The sequence below is a fragment of the Arthrobacter sp. MYb221 genome (assembly GCF_002979835.1).
Classification (GTDB): domain Bacteria; phylum Actinomycetota; class Actinomycetes; order Actinomycetales; family Micrococcaceae; genus Glutamicibacter.
This window is the reverse complement of the sequence record NZ_PCPW01000001.1, coordinates 355001-373861: the sequence shown is the minus strand read 5'-3', so window position 1 is coordinate 373861 and position 18861 is coordinate 355001. Positions and strand designations below refer to the sequence as shown.

Sequence of the window (18861 nt, the reverse complement as noted above, 5' to 3'; positions counted from 1 at the left end):
GCTGTCTCACCCTTGGCGTGCAGGCTAGCGGCCGCGCAGGTCCTCGATGAACTTATCGGCGCGTTCGAGGTTCAGCGCGAGCTTATTGCGCTTCTCGGTGGCCCGCTGCAGGTAGTCGGCGAGCAGGGCGCGGGCGGGCGCGTTCTGCGGATCGCCGGCCAGGGTGTCCACGGTGTCCAGCAGCGAGCCCATCTCCTCCAGGGTGAAGCCCAGCGGCTTCATCGAGCGGATGACCAGCATGCGCGCCAGGTCGGCGGGGGTGTAGATCCGGAAGCCGCCCTCGCTGCGTGTGGTCGCCGGAAGCAGGCCCACCTCGTCATAGTGGCGGATGGTGCGCTGGGAGAGGCCCGTGGCCTCGGCGATGTCCCCGATGTGCATTCTCGGTGCGGCCTCGGCCGGGGCCGGGGTGGATTCGTCCATGTGGTGCTCCTTGTCCCTCGGATTTAAACTCTACCCTTACGTTAAGGTAAGTTTGAATCGGTTGCTGCGCCGCCGGGGCCATTCCCGGTCTCGGCCTTGGTCTGCCCGAGGCCAGGGCCGCGCACACCCCACTGATTCTATGCAACGCGGTGCCACCGCGCTCGCCCCCTTTCCTGAACGGAGCCGGTAATGGCGACAAAAACCACGGCAGCACCCCCGGTTCCCACGCCGGAAGAGCGCCAATCGGTGCTGCGCACGCTCAAATCCCCGCGGCTGCTCAAGACCGAGGTGCTCGCCGGGCTGGTGGTGGCCCTGGCGCTGATCCCCGAGGCCATCGCCTTTTCCATCATCGCCGGGGTGGATCCGCGCCTCGGGCTCTTCGCCTCCTTCACCATGGCGGTGTCCATCGCCTTCCTCGGCGGGCGGCCGGCGATGATCTCCGCGGCCACCGGCGCCATCGCGCTGGTCATCGCGCCGCTGGTGGCCAGCCACGGCATCGACTACTTCATCGCCGCGGTGATCATGGCCGGCATCTTCCAGGTGCTGCTCGCGCTGCTCGGCGTGGCCAAGCTGATGCGCTTTATCCCGCGCCAGGTGATGGTCGGCTTCGTCAACGCCCTGGGCATCCTGATCTTCCTCTCCCAGGTGCCCGAACTGCTCGGCGTGCCCTGGCTGGTCTACCCGCTGGTGGCCCTGGGCCTGCTCATCGTCTTCGGCCTGCCCAGGCTCACCACCGCCGTCCCGGCCCCGCTGGTGGCCATCGTGGTGCTCACGCTGATCACCGTGCTGGCCTCGCTGGCCGTGCCCACCGTGGGGGACAAGGGTCAGCTGCCCGAATCCCTGCCGGCGCTGTTCTTCCCCGATGTGCCGCTGAACCTCGAAACCCTGCAGGTGCTCTTCCCCTACGCGCTGGCCATGGCCTTCGTCGGCCTGCTCGAATCCCTGATGACCGCCAAGCTGGTGGACGACGTCACCGACACGCGCTCGAATAAGACCCGCGAGTCCTGGGGGCAGGGCGCGGCGAATATCATCACCGGCTTCTTCGGCGGCATGGGCGGTTGCGCGATGATCGGGCAGACCATGATCAACGTCAAGGCCTCCGGGGCGCGCACCCGCATCTCCACCTTCCTCGCCGGGGTGTTCCTGCTGATCCTGGTGGTGGTCCTGGGCGACATCGTGGCGCTGATCCCGATGGCCGCGCTGGTGGCCGTGATGATCTTCGTATCGGTGGCCACCTTCGACTGGCACAGCATCAAGCCCGCCACCCTGCGCATGATGCCCAAGAGCGAAACCACCGTCATGCTGGCCACCGTCGTGGTCACCGTCGCCACGCACAACCTGGCCATCGGCGTGGGTGTCGGGGTGCTCACCGCGATGGTGCTCTTCGCCAACCGGGTGGCCCACCTGGTCACCGTTGAACGCCGCCTGGAGGAGCACTTCGGGGTGCAGATCGCCAAGTACGAGGTCAACGGGGAGCTGTTCTTCGCCTCCTCCAACGACCTCTACACCCAGTTCGACTACGCCGAGGATCCGGACCGCGTGGTCATCGACATGCACAACTCGCACCTGTGGGACGCCTCCACCAGCGCCGCGCTGGACGCCATCGGCGCGAAGTACGAGAAGTACGGCAAGACCGTGGAAATCGAGGGGCTGAACGCGGCGAGCCTGAAGATGCGCGAACGCCTGGGCGGCAAGCTCGGCGGCGGGCACTAGCCCGGCCGAAGTTCTCCACAGCCCGTCGGCGCCCGCGGGGCGCAGCCGGAAATGGCGTGATGATGGCTGCATGAGTATTTCCCAGCTAGCGGCCGGACTGACCGGACTGCGTGAATTCGTGACCGGGAGCATCCCGCAAGGCGCCATCGCCGTGCTCCTCGAGGTCATGGAGCTGTGCCTGGAGGTGCTGCAGAAGCTTTCGGTCCGGCTGCGCGAATCAACGGACCCGCGCGTGGCCGCCGCCCACGCGCTGTGCATCGAAAACATCTTCCGCTACGCCGTGCGCGAGCAACTTCGCGCGGCGGCCCACTGCGAGGGAACCGGCGCGCATCTGCTCGCCGAAGAAGAGCTGAGCGCGGTCCGCGACCACCGGGCAGACTACTCCCGGCCGGCGCGCCAGGAATCCGGACGCACCCTCTACCGGAATGCCGCCGGGTTCACCGCCGGCTGGCTCGGGCTGGACTTCCACGAGGCGGACCGGCGGATCAACGACGCCCACCTGCTGGTGGCCCGGCGCAATATGGACGGCAGCGCACTGTCGCCGCGCTTCGCAGAGCTCGCAACACTGCATTCCGGGCATGAAAGCCTCGACCCACGACGCGTCGCCAAAACCGCCCGCAGCCTGGAGCAGCTGGAACCGGCAGATACCAGCTTCGAGGGCGCGCCACTGGACCCGGTGGCAACGCACCGAGACGGACGGCCGATGCAGGCTCATGCGGTCAAGCTGCTCACCGAAGAAGACCGCGCCACCGGGGAAAAGAAGTTCACGGACCTGCTGGCCGGCTACCGCAAAGCCCACGCGCAGGCCACCGAGCCCGAATGCGGGTTCTTCAGCCGCGGCACCCGCAACGGGGTGGATACCTATCTGGTGCGCGTCAAAGGAGCCCAAGCCGAGCAATTCCGCTCATTTGTCGGACAGGCGGACAACCCGCGCACCCGAAGCGGCCAAGCAGCGCGCGCCGCCAACCCACCCGAACCGGCCCCCGAAACGCTATTCGACAGCGATCGGCCCGCCCCGGCGTGGGCGCAGATCCCGGCGGAGCATGAAGCCTCCGCACCCGAGTCAGCCGGAAATCCCACTCCCGGCCCGGAGGCACCAACAGGGGCCGCGGACCATGCGGCCGAAGCGGACCAGGTCACGGTGGCCCAGCGCCGCCTGAACGCGCTGCTCGCCTCACTGACCCACTCGGCACCGGGCGCCAAGACCGTTACCCCGCAGATCCTGGTGAACATGCAGGCGCAGAACCTCGAAGACCTGGCCCAAGCCAAGGGGCTGACCGCGCACGGTGTGGAACTCGACCCCGGCGAACTTCGCCAGCTCCTCTGCGATGCCCAGATCATCCCGATCGTCTTCGGCGGCAACGGCCAGGTGCTCGATGTCGGCAGATCCCAGCGGCTCTTCCCGGAGCCGATCAAGCGAGCTGCCTTCGCCCGGGACCGCGGGTGCATCGTCCCCGGATGCACGGCCCCGCATGAAATGCTCGAATACCACCATTGCAACTGGTGGGAACGCGGCGGCAAGACCTGCGTGGAAAACTGCGCGGTGCTCTGCCGGCAGCACCACACGGCAATCCATCGAAGATTGCTTAGAATTGCCATGGTCGATAGCCTGCCGCACATCCTGCTGCCCAAGTATCTGGACCCGGCGCAAATACCGCGGCGCAATAGCTACTTCTCTGCCGTCGCCTAACCCGAGCCCGGGAGTAGCCGGCTCAGTAGCGCATCCCACAAAGATTGAGTTGGTATCGCTTGTGAGTCTCTGGCATGATTGGAAGGTACTCGATTTATTGTGGACCCTCTCTCCGTGATAGATCCTGTCCTTTTTTAGAGTTGAACTAGTACGGCCTGCCCCACAGGCGCGAAACGTTTGGCTCGCCCATGTTGAGAAACAGGAGACCACTAAAGTGGCCGTAAAGATTCGTCTGAAGCGCTTCGGTAAGATGCGCGCACCTTTCTACCGCGTTGTTGTTATGGACTCGCGCGCCAAGCGCGATGGCCGTGCCATCGAGGAGATCGGTAAGTACCACCCAACCGAGAACCCATCGATCATCGAGATCGATTCCGAGCGTGCACTGTACTGGCTTTCCGTTGGCGCCCAGCCAACCGAGCAGGTACACAAGCTGCTGACCATCACTGGTGACTGGCAGAAGCACAAGGGCATCGAAGGCCAGGAAGGCACCTACCAGGTTGCCGAGCCTAAGCCTGCATTCGTTGCTCCTGAAAAGGGTTCGGTGATCCTCAAGGAGGCCATCACCAAGAAGGCCGAGAAGCCAGCTGCCGAGCCGGCAGAAGCTGAAGCCACCGAGGCCGAGTAATCATGCTTGCCGATGCGCTGGACCATTTGGTTCGCGGGGTAGTCGAGGAACCGGAAGACGTCAGGGTTGCCCTGAAGTCCAACCGCCGCGGCGACCTGCTCGAAGTGCGTGTGCACCCGGATGATCTCGGTCGTGTGATCGGTCGCCAGGGACGTACCGCACGGGCACTGCGTACCGTGATGGCAGCGTTGGCTAAGGAGCCGATTCGTGTTGATGTTATCGACACCGATCGTAGCCGCTAGCCAAGCAACTTTGAGGTCAGGCGCAAGCTGATCTCACCACAGAAGGAGTTTCCGCTCAACAGGGCGGAAACTCCTTCTCGTGTTTCACCCGCCAGCTTTTGGCACCACAGCGCGTGGCACCGTCCCGTGAATCCAAGGAGAATGATCACCAGATTATGCGATTGCAGGTAGCACGTATCGGCAAGCCCCACGGAATCCGTGGCGAAGTGACCGTTCAGGTCCTCACCGACGTCCCAGATGAACGTTTCGCACCCGGCGAGGTGCTCCACGTCATCGACGGTCCGGTCAAAACCTTGACCGTCAGCAAGTCGCGCTGGAACAAAACCATTCTTTTGGTCGCCTTCGAAGAAATCAAGGACCGCAACACCGCAGAAACCCTGCGCCAGGCACGCCTCGAAATCGAGGTCACCGGCGAGGAAGAAAGCGAATCGGATGAATGGTACGAGCATGAGCTTCTCGATCTGAAGGTGATGCACGAAGGCACGCAGGTCGGCGTGATCACCGCGCTGCGCACCAACCCGGCCCAAGACCTCCTGGTCTTCGAGGACAACAATGGCGAGGAGATCTACCTGCCGTTCGTGGACGAATTTGTCCCCGACGTTGATCTGGAAGCCGGCACGCTGACCATCACCCCGCCAGCCGGGCTGCTGCAGCTGAACCAGGACGATTCCGAGGAAGAAAAGTAAGCATTATGCGCATCGACGTAGTCTCCATCTTCCCGGAGTACCTTGCACCGCTGGATCTATCGCTGATCGGCCGCGCCCGCGAGGGCGGAATCCTCAACTTGAACGTCACCAACCTGCGTGACTTCACCACCGACCGCCACCACAAGGTCGACGACACCCCTTTCGGCGGCGGCGCCGGCATGGTGATGATGCCCGAGCCATGGGGCCAGGCGCTGGACACCGTGCGTGCTTCGGCCCCGGCGGATCGCAAACCAATCTTAATCGTTCCTTCCCCGGCCGGAGCGGTATTCGACCAGCAGATGGCCTATGACCTCGCCGAAGAAGAGCACCTGGTCTTCGCCTGCGGACGCTACGAAGGAATCGACGAGCGCGTCATCGAATACGCGCACGAGAACTTCACCGTCATCCCCGTCAGCATCGGGGACTATGTGCTCAATGGGGGAGAAGTAGCGGTGATGGTCATGGTTGAGGCCATCGCCCGACTCATCCCCGGAGTGATCGGCAACCCGGAATCCCTGGTCGAAGAATCCCACTCGGATGTGCTGCTCGAATACCCGGTCTACACCAAGCCTGCCGCCTGGCGCGGCCGCGAGGTGCCGGAGGTATTGCTCGGCGGCAACCACGCACGGGTGGCCCGCTTCCGCCGCGACGAACAGATTCGCCGTACCGCCACTCGCCGTCCGGATCTCATCCAACTGCTCGATGCGAGCAAGCTGAACCGCAAGGATCGCGATGCTCTCTGGCACTCTGGATTCGCCGTTGTCGACGGAGAAATCATCGCAAAATCGGAGCTGGACTGGGCTAAAGAGTCCTAGATCACCATCGAGCCGGGTGCGCATACTCGCGCCCCTAGGCAGAATATGGCAAAATTGTTTCTTGGTGTGTTTTTGTCCTACTCCTGCCACAGGGGGATGAGGGACACGGAAAAACCGCCGCATCGGCAGCGACAGGCTGCCGGTGGTAACACGTTTCGGAGAGATCGCCTTATCGGTTGATGAGCTCCGCTACGAGGATTCGGTGACCTGTGGCATTGATCCTAGAGGATGCACAATGCATATTCTTGACTCAGTAGATGCAGCTTCGCTGCGCTCCGACGTTCCAGCCTTCGCTCCGGGTGACACCCTGAAGGTTCACGTCAACATCATCGAAGGTAAGAACTCGCGTGTTCAGGTTTTCCAGGGCTACGTCCTTGGTCGCCACGGTTCCGGCCTGGGCGAGACCTTCACCGTGCGTAAGGTTTCCTTCGGTACCGGTGTTGAGCGTACCTTCCCAGTTCACTCCCCAATCATCGACAAGATTGAGGTAGTGACCAAGGGCGACGTGCGTCGTGCAAAGCTTTACTACATGCGCGATCGTCACGGCAAGGCTGCGCGTATCCGCGAGAAGCGCGACTTCGGCGGCAAGAAGTAATCTCTGTTCTCTGATGAACGAGATTGCTAGCCCCGAGCGAGCAATCACGAAGCGCCGGACCTGGTTTTGGGTCTGGCGCTTCGTTGTTCTCGCCGTCATCTGTGGCCTTATCGCCACCCTATTCATCCGCGCACTGGTGCTGGATGTCTACCGCATCGAGTCCATCTCGATGCAGAGCACGCTTAATCCCGGGCAAAGCGTCATGGTCGACCGTCGCGCCTATGCCCACGCAGATCCGCAACGCGGAGATGTAATCGTCTTCGACGGCCGCGGTTCATTTCTTCCATACGCCCGCGCATCCTTCGCCGATGACCTGCTCGGCGCGCTGCGCCTTAGCGGGACCGAAAATACCTACATTAAACGCGTGATTGCCGTTGGCGGTGACACGGTAGACTGCTGCGGCTCGGATGGGAAGCTCAGTATCAACGGTGTGCCGACAGACGAGCCGTATATATATGAAGGAGATGCGGCCAGCGAACAAGAATTCATCGGGGTCGTCCCCGAGGGGCGATTGTGGGTTATGGGGGATCACCGGTCAAGGTCTGAAGACTCCAGGGCCCTGCTCGGATCAAGTGGCGGCGGTATGATCAGTGTCGATCGGGTCGTCGGTAAGGCAACGCAGATTGTTTGGCCGCTGGATCAGCGCACCGATATCGAGTAATAAGCCCGCAACATCCCCGAACAGTCGAAAAACTTTAAAAACTTTTCACCCAGCGCGAATACCCCCGTGCAACCAATGCTTGAAAATACAAGCTTTTCCGAGACCGCTGAGAATTCATTGCGAATTCTCAGCCCGCACTTAGTTGACTAGCGGTAAGTAACCGAAATGCAATCTTAAACTATCTCCTTGGTTCGGCATTGATTCAAAAGAAGATCCCTCGGCGGTGGAATGACAAGGGTAAATGTTCGAGTGAATATCTCCGTTTGTTGGACTCGCTCCTTGAAACTCCCTCTGTAAAGCCGATATTGTTTCAATTTGGTAACAACACACTGCTCTGAAGTGCGCCCAGACCGGGTCGCGACCTTCAAGCGATCGCACCACTTAACTGGGAGAAGCTTTAATGCCAAAACCAAAGAACATGACTGCGCAGCGCGGCATTGTCGCTGCCGCAGCCACCGCACTGGTGGTTGGCGGTAGCTTCATTGCTCCCGCAGTCGCAGCCGATAAGGCTGAAAGCACTCCGGCACCTTCGCAGAGCCCGAGCGTTACGCCATCTGCCTCGGATGTCGCAGTAGACACCAAGGGCTTGGACGAGGCTATCGAGCGCGACTTGAACAAGTCGCCGGAGAAGTACCTTGAAGACGCAAAGGCAAACGACACCGTTGCCGAGGTCACCAAGAAGCTTGAAGCCGAAGGCGTAAAGGTCAAGGCCAGCGTCAAAGACGGCAAGGCCGAGGTTGAAGTTGGCGCTAAAGATGCCAAGAAAGCCAAGGAAATTGTAGTCGCAAGCGCAGCTCCTAAGGCTGTCAGCCTGAAGATCAACGCTGAGGTCGGCAAGATCTCCAACGTGAATGACGTCTACGACGAACTTCGCGACAATGTTGCACCAGTCGAAATGACTCGACTGACCGCCATCATGAATACCGGTAGCGGTAAGCCGTTCGAAATCGTTGCAAGCGGGCCAGCCAGCATCGAGAAGAAGGCTACGCCAAAGGCCACGGCCACCAAGGCAGCAGAAGAAGAACTGCTGACCTTGGAAGAGTTCGCCGAAGAAGCAACCAATGTGAAGCTCGTGGAGGGTAGCGAGGTAAAGCCTGGCGCCCTGACCGACATCTACGGTGGCATGGGCTACGGCGCAGCGCGCACCGGCGACAATGTTGAAGGCCTCTGCTCCATCGGCTTCAACGCCTGGAACCCAGAGGGCGCCGATGCAGTACTGACCGCAGGGCACTGCACCGAAGACGGCGCATTCAAGAACACCTTCGTCGTTGAACACACCGCACCAAATGAAGTAGAAGGCATCAGCGCTGCGCTCGGTACCTTTGGGTTCAGCCAGTTCGGTGGACCGAACAACTACGGTGTTCCGATCACCCCGGACCTGACCCAGGATGAGCTGGATCAGGCCGAGCCAGGTACCGATATCGCAGTCATTGACGACATCAACCCTGAACTGACCCTGCACAACGAAGTAACGCAGTGGCCAGCTGGCGCCGATGAGCGTTCGAAGGTTATCCAGGTAACCGGCGTTTCGAAGGCTGCCGTTGGTTCCGAGGCTTGCTCGGTGGGTCGCACCACCGGTTGGAGCTGCTCGACCATTCTCGGCGAAGGCATGTTCTTCGTCGGCGGCTACGATGATGACATTCGTGCCGTCTGGGGCTACACCGCTGAGAACCCTAACCAGGGCATTCTGGATCAGGGCGACTCCGGTGGAGCAGTGCTCGTTGGCAACAAGGCTGTTGGCATCAACTCGGCAAACTCCGGCGGTGAAGACGGTATCGAAGACAACGCCGACGATCTCGCTTTCTACACCTCGCTGGCTGACGTCAAGGCAAAGGACTACACCGGTGGCTACACCGTCAAGTTCGCTGTAAACACCCCGGCTCAGAGCTCGCCAGCAGCTGGCGCTGAAGTCAAGCCAGGCGCAACCATCACCGGTACTGTTGAAGGCCCTTCGGCCGGCACCCAGGTTCGTATCGTTGTTGACGGCAAGCTGTACAAGCTCGCTGACGTCAAGTCAGATGGAACCTTCACCTTCGTTGCACCTGCAGAAGAAGGCGAGTTCAATTTCCGCATGACCGCAGTGAACGGCTACAACAAGTCGGGCAATGCAACCGGTTCGGTACTCGTTGCGGCTCCGGAGCCAACTCCGACGCCGACCCCAACTCCTACCGAGGAGCCAACCGCGACTCCAACTGAGGAGCCAACCGCGACTCCAACTGAGGAGCCAACCGCGACTCCAACTGAGGAGCCAACCGAGTCGGCTACTCCAACTGAGGAGCCAACCGAGTCGGCTACTCCAACTGAGGAGCCAACCGAGTCGGCTACTCCAACCGAGTCGGCTACTCCAACCGAGTCGGCTACTCCAACGGAGAAGCCAACCGAATCGGCTACTCCAACGGAGAAGCCAACCGAGTCGGCTACTCCAACGGAGAAGCCAACCGAGACGGCTAAGCCAACTCCAACCGAGGATGATTCCGAAGAGCCAACCGAGGCTCCAAAGGATGACCAGACTCCAACCAAGTCGCCTGAGAAGAAGGACCCGCTGGCCGATACCGGTTCCAGCACCGTTCCGCTGATCGCCGCTGGTGGAGCCCTGGCTCTCGTAGGCGCAATGTTCCTGCTGTTCCGCCGCGGAAACCGTCGCCACAGCTAAGGGATAATCCCTAAACGGTTGTAGCTTCGGCCACGACCCGAAAGTGCCCCGCTACCGGCAACGGTTGCGGGGCACTTTCACTTGGCACACATGTGCCTCACCGAATACTTTGCAGAAGTCCAGTTATCATCTTCCTAGGTGATCCTAATGACCTTGAGGCGGTAGTACCATGATCTACAAATCCCCATCAGCTCGTCGTTCACTTGCACTGGCATCCACCGCAGTCGTCGCAGGGCTCATGCTCTCCGGTTGCGGGCAGGCCTCCACGAGCGGTGAAGGAACTACTGAACCTACCGGCAGCGAGAATGTTGTGGACCAAAACGCACTATTAGAAACCAATGACGCATTGTCCGCCACCTTGGGGGAGGACTATGTGCAGGGCTGGATCGAAGACGGCAAGCTCAACGTGTCGACCACCGACGAAAGCCAGATGAAGGCCATCGAGGAAGCCGGTGCGGAGCCGCACCTAGTTGAGTACTCCGCCGATGACCTTCGCCAGGCCATCAAGGACGTGATGAAGTGGCAGGCGGGGCTGGAAGCCCCACTGAACGTTTCGATCCACGGCTACACCCTGAATCCGAAAATCGGTGGTTTGACCCTGTCGGTGGATTCCAGCCACCTGGAAGAAATCAAGACCTTGCTGGAAGCGGAGAAGCCACTGGGCGGCATCCCGGTCGAATACCAGAAGAGCGGCGGCATCGCCACCCGCGCCAATTAACCGGTTGCGTTGAAGGTCGGCCAAGCACACCTGATGCTTGGCCGGCTTTGCGCGTTAAGCCGCGACTTTTACACGCTGAGCTGGCCTCCGGCGCAACGACCTGCGCGCCAAGTAAGATGAGAACTATTGCAAGACAGTGAAAGGTAAGAAACCGAACGTGAGCGCCGAATCCGCAGAAGTACCCCCAACGCGGGGCCCGTTGTACCGGCTTTGGCGATTTGTACGAGAAGTGCTGATCATTCTCGTCATTGCTATTGCGCTCTCCTTGCTCATCAAGACGTTCTTCTTCCGTGCGTACTACATCCCCTCGGGGTCGATGGAGAACACGCTGCAGATCAACGACCGCATCTTCGCCAACCTGATGACCCCCGGCCCGTTCGATCTCGAACGCGGCGACGTGGTGGTCTTCCGCGACGACCTGCAGTGGCTGCCGCCTTTGGAGAACGATCCGACCGCCTTCGAGAACGCGCTGTCCTGGGTTGGCGTGCTGCCGGCCGCCGACGAACAGTACCTGGTCAAGCGCATCATCGGCATGCCGGGGGACACCGTCGAATGCTGCAGCTCCGATGGCAAGCTCACCATCAACGGCGAACCCATCAACGAATCCTACATCTTCGAGGGCGACGCACCGAGCGATATCAAGTTCCAGGTGACGGTCCCGGAGGGAAAGATCTGGGTAATGGGCGATCACCGCGGCGCCAGCGCCGACTCGCGCTTCCACGTCGATGTCCAGGGCGGCTTCGTGGACCTGGAGTCCGTGCAGGGCCGTGCCTCGGTCATCTCCTGGCCGCTGAATCGAATCGGCGGGATCGACACCCACGAAGAAGTCTTCGCCAACGTCCCCGACGCCGGCAGCAAGTAGGAACCTGACCCATGGCAACGGCAAAGGCACAGCCCACAACCCTGGAGCACGAGCGGGCCCTGGCGGCCGAGCACGGCGTGCGCTTCATCGGCGCGGTGGATGAGGTGGGCCGGGGCGCCTTGGCCGGCCCCATCACGGTGGGCGTCAGCGTCATCGACATGCAGCACGTGACCGAATTCCCCGAACTGCGCGATTCGAAGCTGCTCACCCCCGCGCGCCGCGAAGAACTTGTGACCCCGGTGCGCGAATGGGCGCTCGGCTACGGCGTGGGGCATGCCAGCGCCGCGGAGATCGATCAGCTTGGGGTTACCGGGGCGCTGCGCCTGGCCGGCACCCGCGCGGTCGCACAGAGCGCCGTGGCCCCGGAGGCGATCCTCTTGGACGGCAGCTACGACTGGCTCACCGCGCCGGAGCAAGATCTTTTCGACCTGCTGGACGATGACCGCGAACCGGTGGGACTGCACATTCCGGTGCGCACCATCATCAAGGGAGATATGACCTGCCAGGCGATCGCCGGCGCCTCGATCCTGGCGAAGGTGGAGCGCGATGGGATCATGGTCCAGGCCGCCACCGAGCATCCGGCCTTCGGCTGGGAAATCAATAAGGGCTATGCCACCGCCACGCATCGGGCGGCAATCGAAAAACTTGGCCCCTGCGCATTGCACCGGAAAAGTTGGAACTTGACTTCCAAGCCCGAAAAGGCCCAAGGTAAAACCTAGAGACAAAGGACGAACCATGGCTGCCGAAGACCTCGAAAACTACGAATCAGACCTCGAATTACAGCTGTACCGCGAGTACAAGGCTGTGGTGGGGCTATTCAACTATGTGGTGGAAACCGAACGCCGCTTTTATCTGGCGAACCAGGTCGATGTGAAGACCCTGACCGACTCCGGCGAGGTGTACTTCGAACTGAACCTCACCGACGCCTGGGTCTGGGATATCTACCGCCAGGGCCGCTTCGTGAAGACCGTGAAGGTGCTGACCTTCAAGGATGTGAACGTCGAGGAGCTGAACCGCGACGAACTGCAGATCCCCAAAGAAGGGCTGCAGGGCTAAACGCACCGAATGCACCGAAGGCTCCCAACCAGCAACTGGTTGGGAGCCTTCGTGCGCAAAACGGCTAACGCGGCGTGGGTTAGCTGGTCATGCCGTCGACGAACTCGCGGTTCTCTTCCATCCACTGCTTGACCAGCGGCTGGTAGTCATCGGTGTCGTTCTCGACGAACAGCAGGTTCTCCAGGTCGTAGAGGGTCTCCAGATCCATCTTGAAGTCGCCCATCCACTTGGCCACCTCGGCGTGGTCATCGGCGAAGCCTGCGCGGCTGAAGGTGTGAATGCCTTCGGCGTCACCCAGCGAGCCCTTCGGGTCTTCCAGGTTCTTCACCGGGTATGCGCTGTACGCCCAGTGCGGCTCCCAGAGGGTGACCACGATGTTCTCGTTGTTCTTCGTCGCGGTTTCCAGCTCGGTGAGCATCGCGGAGGTGGAACTGGTCAGGAATTCCATATCGTCCAGACCATATTCCGGGATGGCCGCCTCATTCATGGCCTCGGTCAGTCCGGCACCGGGCTCGATGCCCACGATGCGATTGTTGAACTTGTCCGCGTTCGCCGCCAACTCGTCCAGCGAATCGATCGGCGCGTCCTCGTTGACGGCTACGGTCAGCCGCGACTCGGTGTTCCACGCGCCCAGATCCTCGATGTCATCGCCGTAGTCCTCCAGGTAGGAGGCGTGCGTGACCGGCAGCCACACGTCGGTGGTCAGGTCGTAGTCGCCCGAGGACAGGCCCTGGAAGAGGGGAGCGACGTCGGAGTTGGTCAGCTCGACCTCGTAGCCCTTCTCCTCCAGCACCGCCTTCCACAGCTCGCTGCTGGCGATGCCTTCATCCCAGCCGTTGAAGACCGCGATATTCAGCTTCTTGTCTTCTCCGGCGGCTTCGCTGCCGCCGTCGTTGCCGCAGGCGGTCAACGCCAGTGCGCTGGCCGCGAGAACCGCTCCGACTTTGAGGGAATTGCGTTTCATGTGCGTGTTTCCTTTCGGGGTGGCGGGCTAAGCCGCCGGTTTCATTGGTGGTTCGGCGCGGGGTTCAGGCCGCGAGTTCTTGTTCCTTCGCCTTGGCTGCGGCCTTGCGGCGCTTGGCGAACCAGGCGAAGAGCCCGGACTGCCGTCCGAAGGCATTGGTCAGCCGGTCCAGGATCATCGCGAGGATCACCACGCCCAGACCGGCCTCGACGCCCAGCGCGGTATCCAGCCGGCCCAGCGAGGCGATCACGTCGCCGCCGAGGCCGCCGGCGCCGACCATGCCGGCGATCACGACCATGGACAGCGAGAGCATGATGACCTGGTTGACGCCGGCCATGATGGTCGGCAGCGCCAGCGGTAGTTGGATCTGGCGCAGGATGCGCCCGGAGGAGGAGCCGAAGGCCTGCCCGGCCTCGACCACTTCGCTGTCCACCGAGCGGATGCCCAGTTCGGTAAAGCGCACGCCGGGGGCCAGCGCGAAGGCGATGGTGGCCACGATGCCCGGGGCCACGCCGACGCGGAAGAGCATCAGCGCCGGAATCAGGTAGACGAAGGCTGGCATGGTCTGCAGGAAGTCCAAAAATGGCCGGACGATCTGGGAGAAGGTCTGCGACTTCGCCGCCCAAATTCCCAGCGGCAGCGAGATCAGCAGCGCCCAGAAGGTTGCCACCAGCACCAGAGCCAAGGTGACCATGGCGTTATCCCATTGGTCCATGCCCACGATCAAAACCAGCCCGAGCGCCGCGCCGAGCATGAACTGCCAGCCGCGGGCGAAGAGCGCAATGAGCGCCACCAACGCGATGATGATCGAGAAGTGCGGGGTGCCCAGCACGTAGTAGACCCCGTCGTACATCTCCACAAAGACCGCGCGGAGAAAATCGAAGAACGGGCCCATATTGTCTACGACCCAGTCGACGCCCTTTTCGGCGGCATCTCCTACCGGAATAATAAAGTCGTCCATTAGTTTTCCTCCCCGGCGCCCTGCAGGGCCGCGCTGACAACATTGCCCGGCAGCGGCTGATCCAGCACCGTCATTTCTTCGGTCGGTGGGGCAGTGGAAGCCAGGGCCGCCAGCAGCGTCACCCGCGGGATCACTCCCAGCAAGCGGTTCTCGCTATCGGTGACGGTCACCGGCAAGGGGGACTCCACCGAGGGAACGAACAGGTCAATCAGCTGCGTGTCGCGGTTCACCGATTCCAGCGGCTGGATCTTCGAGACGATGGAAGTCTCGCCCTGGCGTACCAGCTTCAGCGCGTCCCGGTCGGTGATCATGCCCAGCACCTTGCGGTCCCGGTCGGTGACGATCGCCGCGGAGAGGAACATCTCGTGCATGGTGCGCAAGGCATTGCGCGGCCCGGCCGTCTCCTGGATGACCGCCCTGGTCGGCTCGAGCACCGAGGAGGCGGTCAGCACGCGGGCGCGGTCCACATCCTGCACGAATTGGGCCACGTAGTCGTTGGCCGGATCCATCAGGATTTCCTCCGGGGTGCCCACCTGGACGATCTGCCCGTCGCGCATCACCGCGATCCGGTCCCCGAGGAACATTGCCTCATTCAAATCGTGAGTGATGAACACGATGGTCTTGCCGAGCTTGGCTTGCAGCTGAACCAGCTGTTCTTGCATCTCGCGGCGGATCAGCGGGTCAAGGGCGGAGAACGCCTCGTCCATGAGCAGCAGCTCGGTGTCTGCAGCCAGCGCTCGGGCGATGCCTACGCGCTGCTGCATGCCACCGGATAGTTCACTGGGCATCTTGTCGCCCCAGCCGGTCAATCCGACCAGATCCAAGGTTTTTGCGGCGGTGGACAGCCGTTGGGCCCGGCCCACGCCTTGCTGTTCGAGCGGGTAGGCCACATTGGCCAACACGGAGCGGTGCGGCAGCAAGGCGAAGTGCTGGAAAACCATCGAAACGCGTTTTCTCCGCACCTCGCGCAGCTTCGCGGCGGACATCCCGGTGATCTTGTCTTCCCCGACGGTGATCTGCCCCGAGGTAGCGTCCCACAGGCCATTCAGCGTGCGGATCAGCGTGGATTTGCCCGAGCCGGAGAGGCCCATGACGACGAAAATTTCGCCTTCTTTGACTTCAAAGGAGGCATCGATGACGGCTGCGGTGTTCGATGCAGGCAGATCTTGCCGCTTCGTACCGGCTTTGAGCTTCTTCACCGCTTCCTGCGGTTTGCGACCGAAGACCTTATACAAGTTCTCGACCTTGACGGCGATGTTGCTGGTCATTGTCTCCACTGCCCGTCTACCTGTGAAGGCACGGGCCGATTGGGGACCACAAGCCGCGGTCGCAGCAGTCGAATCCTCGAACTAAAGATCGCTGGCACTCGCTTCTTGCTTGCACGGCCCGAAGTAAGCCTTCAGCTCGTGCAGGGTCCTTGATTCTTTTATTCTTGGTCGACACAAACTGCATGTCGAGACCGGATATCCACACTAACAAATTGCCGGAGAATAGTTCTCTGGCTAAGTGCAAAATCCTCCAATATCATGCTCCTAAAACCTCAACTTATCGCGGATTCTAGGCGCTGAATCGCACGTTACCCAATTGTTATAGACCCGGAGTCAAAAACTGATAAGTGAACCTATCTTTAATAGTCCTATGTAGTGGCTTGAGTCTGGATGCTGTGGTTCGAGCAGTGCCCGAATCAAGCGGTATCCCACCTTCGCGGGTCAGGCTCACCTTGCCCTGGGTCAATTGAAATCTTGCGAATTTGAAGAATTGGTTCATGTGGATTTGGAGCTTTCATGAGGGCTATTTCGGGGAACGAAGTTTCTGGGGAGCACGTATTTCAAGTGCCCAATTTTTCGCGGTCGAGCGACCGAAATTGGATGGGAGAATTTATCAAATATCAGTAAGAGCGGTGGTGAGTAGGAATGTTTTATAGATACATGTACGGGCGTTAAATCCCGTGGGCGAGTTTTGTATCGATGGAGAGTCCTGAGGGAATGCGATGATCAAGAATTCCCTGGTTGGTTGCTATTCCATGAAAGTTGCGCACCATCATGGTGTCGTTTCACCACGTTGCGAGGACCCCAGAAGTGGCGCGGTCCATTGCTGCCTGCCGCGGCCGCAGTCGGATATTGCCGTCAGTGAGAAACAGATCTAACAGGCAGATCGGTTCGCGGGGCGGGAAATCCGGTGATCGAAGTTGCCTGAATTCACCGATTGTCCACAACTGGCAGCCAGGCTCCAAGCGCTGAACCCGTGCGCCCGCATGCTGAATGACAAGTCATGAGACCTATATGAAAGCTTCGTCATGAAAAACAAACACCAAGTTCTCGGCGCACAGGGCGAACAAGCCGCCGCCGATTACCTCACCGCACAGGGCTATACGATCCTGGATCGCAATTGGCGCTGCAAATCCGGGGAGCTCGATCTAGTGGCGGCAGACGCCGACGGGTTTGTCCTTGCGATCGAGGTGAAAACCCGGAGTTCGGTACGCTATGGCACCGGGTTCGAAGCGATTACTCCGAGGAAGTATCGGCGCCTGCAGCGGTTGCTGATCCAATGGGGTCAAGCCCGCCAACGCTACATCGGAATCTTGCGTATCGACATCGTCGAGGTCTACCCCAAGGCCGCAGGGTTCAGCTGCGAACATCATGAGAAGGTGAGGGCGTGAGCGTGGCGCGCACCTGTGCGGTCGCCCTGCACGGAGTGCAACCGGCGCTGATCGATGTGGAAGCGGACCTTGGCAACGGCATTCCCGGCTTCCTGATTCTCGGCCTACCGGATGCCTCGCTGAATGAGGCCCGCGAACGGATCAAGGCCGCCGCCCGAAACAGCGGAATTCCCTTGGCTAATCGGAAACTCACGGTGAATCTCAGCCCAGCCACGCTGCCGAAATTCGGCTCGGGCTTCGACTTGGCGATCGTCATCGCGGCCTTGGCCGCGGACAACCAGTTGTCCGTCCCTGTGCGGACGATCTTCGTAGCCGAGTTGGCCCTCGACGGCACCTTGCGCCCGGTGGCCGGGGTGCTCCCCACCGTACGCTTTGCGCTCGGCGCCGGCTACACGCATGTGGTGGTCAGCGCGGCCAACGCCCAGGAAGCGGCACTCGTCCCCGGCGTGCGGGTCACCGGGGCGGAGCACCTCGGGGAAGTGCTCGAACTTTGCGGGGCACCGGTGGAAAGTATTCGCACCTACCTTCGGCATCGGCGCCAACCAACCGAACAAGCGCCCGTGGCCGATGATCCGCCCCAGGACCTTTGCCTGGTTAACGGTCAGTTCGAAGCCAAGCTGGCCCTGGAAATCGCGGCTGCGGGCGGTCACCATCTGATCATGGTGGGACCGGCCGGAGCGGGCAAGACGATGCTGGCGCGCTGCCTGCCGGGTATCCTCCCACCGCTCGATGACCCCGACTCGCTCGAAGCGACGGCGATCCATTCGATTACCCGCGGCGGGCAAGGCGGCATCAATCAACTTCAACGGACACCACCCTTCGTCGCGCCACACCATACCGCCTCGGCGTCGGCATTGCTCGGCGGCGGAAGCAGAGCCATCCGCCCCGGTGCGATCACCCGGGCCCATGCCGGAATATTGTTCCTCGACGAAGCCACAGAATTTCAAGCCGGTGTGCTCGATGCGCTCCGTCAACCGGTCGAGGAAGGGCGGATCAACCTTGCCCGAGCCAGCGGACATCAACAATTGCCTGCGCGTTTCCAACTGATCTTGGCCGCCAACCCGTGTCCTTGCGGACGCAACTTTGGAACCGGCACCGCGTGCACCTGCACCCCCAACGCCAGGCGGCGCTACTTCTCCAAGCTATCGGGACCGCTGCTGGACCGCATCGACCTCCAGGTTCGCATGAACGCGGTCACCGGCCAGCAACTACTGGGGCGGGATGCCGGCGAGGCCAGTGCGCAGGTCCGCGAGCGAGTTCTGCAAGCCCGTGCGCGGGCCACCGAAAGACTCAAGCCTTGGGGACTGAATTGCAACGCACGCCTATCGGCCAAGGTCTTGCGCCGAGAACTTCACTACCCGCAGCACACTCGGCGGGCGCTGGAACGCATCTCGGAGCGGGCGGATCTTTCGGCCCGCGGCATGGACCGCATGCTGCGTGTCGCGTGGACCATAGCCGACCAGCAAGAACACCAAGAGCCGACGGTGGACGATCTGGACGCTGCGCTGCATTTTCGGCAAAACCTCGAGCCCCGATAGGAG

General features: G+C 61.4%; 19 protein-coding genes. 15 read left to right on the top strand and 4 right to left on the bottom strand.

Going from position 1 to position 18861, the window contains the following annotated elements:
• Window positions 1–24 precede the first annotated feature (24 nt).
• The gene (locus CQ015_RS01805; protein ID WP_105554622.1) at window positions 25–420 is read right to left on the bottom strand and encodes a MerR family transcriptional regulator; all 396 of its coding nucleotides are present in this window, start codon (window positions 418–420) and stop codon (window positions 25–27) included.
• Between the two features lie 189 nt (window positions 421–609).
• On the opposite strand from CQ015_RS01805, the gene CQ015_RS01800 reads away from it, so the two are divergent.
• The 13 genes from CQ015_RS01800 to CQ015_RS01740 all read left to right on the top strand — a co-directional run bounded on the left by CQ015_RS01800 (window position 610) and on the right by CQ015_RS01740 (window position 12736).
• Window positions 610–2133, top strand: coding sequence for a SulP family inorganic anion transporter (locus CQ015_RS01800; protein ID WP_105569148.1), 1524 nt, complete (start codon window positions 610–612; stop codon window positions 2131–2133).
• A 70-nt stretch (window positions 2134–2203) separates the two neighbouring features.
• The gene (locus tag CQ015_RS01795) at window positions 2204–3823 is read left to right on the top strand and encodes an HNH endonuclease signature motif containing protein (protein WP_105649190.1); all 1620 of its coding nucleotides are present in this window, start codon (window positions 2204–2206) and stop codon (window positions 3821–3823) included.
• Between the two features lie 214 nt (window positions 3824–4037).
• Window positions 4038–4448: a 30S ribosomal protein S16 gene (gene rpsP / locus CQ015_RS01790; protein ID WP_105554625.1), complete on the top strand. Its 411-nt coding sequence runs from the start codon at window positions 4038–4040 to the stop codon at window positions 4446–4448.
• Between the two features lie 2 nt (window positions 4449–4450).
• Entirely contained in the window at window positions 4451–4690 is a 240-nt protein-coding gene (locus CQ015_RS01785; protein WP_105554626.1) for an RNA-binding protein, read from the top strand.
• Between the two features lie 155 nt (window positions 4691–4845).
• Window positions 4846–5376 carry a ribosome maturation factor RimM gene (rimM, locus tag CQ015_RS01780; protein ID WP_105569146.1) on the top strand — a complete coding sequence of 177 codons (531 nt, stop codon included), beginning with the start codon at window positions 4846–4848 and terminating at the stop codon, window positions 5374–5376.
• A 5-nt stretch (window positions 5377–5381) separates the two neighbouring features.
• Window positions 5382–6191, top strand: a complete 810-nt coding sequence (gene trmD, locus CQ015_RS01775; RefSeq protein ID WP_096287886.1) for a tRNA (guanosine(37)-N1)-methyltransferase TrmD — start codon at window positions 5382–5384, stop codon at window positions 6189–6191.
• A gap of 235 nt (window positions 6192–6426) precedes the next feature.
• Window positions 6427–6786 (top strand): 50S ribosomal protein L19, encoded by a 360-nt coding sequence (gene rplS, locus CQ015_RS01770; RefSeq protein ID WP_105554629.1) that lies wholly within the window; start codon window positions 6427–6429, stop codon window positions 6784–6786.
• 13 nt (window positions 6787–6799) lie between these two features.
• Complete coding sequence (gene lepB / locus CQ015_RS01765) at window positions 6800–7447, top strand: signal peptidase I (RefSeq protein ID WP_105569145.1); 648 nt, start codon at window positions 6800–6802, stop codon at window positions 7445–7447.
• 400 nt (window positions 7448–7847) lie between these two features.
• Complete coding sequence (locus tag CQ015_RS18665) at window positions 7848–10100, top strand: trypsin-like serine protease (RefSeq protein ID WP_146113329.1); 2253 nt, start codon at window positions 7848–7850, stop codon at window positions 10098–10100.
• Between the two features lie 169 nt (window positions 10101–10269).
• The gene (locus CQ015_RS01755; RefSeq protein WP_105569144.1) at window positions 10270–10818 is read left to right on the top strand and encodes a hypothetical protein; all 549 of its coding nucleotides are present in this window, start codon (window positions 10270–10272) and stop codon (window positions 10816–10818) included.
• 157 nt (window positions 10819–10975) lie between these two features.
• Window positions 10976–11680: a signal peptidase I gene (gene lepB, locus CQ015_RS01750; RefSeq protein WP_105649189.1), complete on the top strand. Its 705-nt coding sequence runs from the start codon at window positions 10976–10978 to the stop codon at window positions 11678–11680.
• A gap of 11 nt (window positions 11681–11691) precedes the next feature.
• Complete coding sequence (locus tag CQ015_RS01745; RefSeq protein ID WP_105569142.1) at window positions 11692–12399, top strand: ribonuclease HII; 708 nt, start codon at window positions 11692–11694, stop codon at window positions 12397–12399.
• A 16-nt stretch (window positions 12400–12415) separates the two neighbouring features.
• Window positions 12416–12736, top strand: coding sequence for a DUF2469 domain-containing protein (locus CQ015_RS01740; RefSeq protein WP_096287037.1), 321 nt, complete (start codon window positions 12416–12418; stop codon window positions 12734–12736).
• A gap of 79 nt (window positions 12737–12815) precedes the next feature.
• On the opposite strand, the gene CQ015_RS01735 is transcribed toward CQ015_RS01740, so the two are convergent.
• The 3 genes from CQ015_RS01735 to CQ015_RS01725 form a co-directional block, all read right to left on the bottom strand.
• Window positions 12816–13700: a glycine betaine ABC transporter substrate-binding protein gene (locus CQ015_RS01735; protein WP_105569141.1), complete on the bottom strand. Its 885-nt coding sequence runs from the start codon at window positions 13698–13700 to the stop codon at window positions 12816–12818.
• A gap of 64 nt (window positions 13701–13764) precedes the next feature.
• The gene (locus CQ015_RS01730; protein ID WP_105649188.1) at window positions 13765–14661 is read right to left on the bottom strand and encodes a proline/glycine betaine ABC transporter permease; all 897 of its coding nucleotides are present in this window, start codon (window positions 14659–14661) and stop codon (window positions 13765–13767) included.
• Window positions 14661–15929: a glycine betaine/L-proline ABC transporter ATP-binding protein gene (locus tag CQ015_RS01725; protein WP_105649187.1), complete on the bottom strand. Its 1269-nt coding sequence runs from the start codon at window positions 15927–15929 to the stop codon at window positions 14661–14663. The genes CQ015_RS01730 and CQ015_RS01725 overlap by 1 nt, the downstream gene beginning before the upstream one ends.
• A gap of 1028 nt (window positions 15930–16957) precedes the next feature.
• On the opposite strand from CQ015_RS01725, the gene CQ015_RS01720 reads away from it, so the two are divergent.
• Both CQ015_RS01720 and CQ015_RS01715 read left to right on the top strand, forming a co-directional pair.
• Complete coding sequence (locus CQ015_RS01720) at window positions 16958–17320, top strand: YraN family protein (protein WP_105649186.1); 363 nt, start codon at window positions 16958–16960, stop codon at window positions 17318–17320.
• Window positions 17317–18858 carry a YifB family Mg chelatase-like AAA ATPase gene (locus tag CQ015_RS01715; protein ID WP_105649185.1) on the top strand — a complete coding sequence of 514 codons (1542 nt, stop codon included), beginning with the start codon at window positions 17317–17319 and terminating at the stop codon, window positions 18856–18858. Before CQ015_RS01720 ends, CQ015_RS01715 begins: the two co-directional genes overlap by 4 nt.
• Window positions 18859–18861 lie beyond the last annotated feature (3 nt).